This is a genomic window from Halorubrum sp. GN12_10-3_MGM, from assembly GCF_005435235.1.
Classification (GTDB): domain Archaea; phylum Halobacteriota; class Halobacteria; order Halobacteriales; family Haloferacaceae; genus Halorubrum; species Halorubrum ezzemoulense.
The window spans coordinates 1-269 of the sequence record NZ_SGUB01000079.1 but is presented as its reverse complement, the minus strand read 5'-3'; the positions used below and the strand labels follow the sequence as shown (position 1 = coordinate 269).

General features: G+C 55.8%; 1 pseudogene. It reads right to left on the bottom strand.

Annotation, left to right across the window (positions count from 1 at the left end):
* Positions 1-269: pseudogene (locus EXE47_RS18320) on the bottom strand (IS1595 family transposase); the annotation flags it as partial.

The window sequence follows — 269 nt, the reverse complement described above, 5'->3', positions numbered from 1 at the left end:
AGCCGCGCTGAACCGCGGCTTCCGCCTCCCGAATCGCCGTGTGAATGGTTTTGTAAGCACGACCGAGCAGCGGCGCAATCTGGTTGATGCTCAGCAGTGTATCTGCGTAGAGGGTGAAAGCGAGAAGGACCTCACCGCAGGAGAGGTGCTTCTCGTGAAATGGCGTTCCATGGGTGTATACTGGCTTAAATTCGCAATTACGACACCGAACTCGGTCGTGTTTCTCCCACGTCATAATGCTCTGGTGACCGCAGCGAGGACAGGATGTA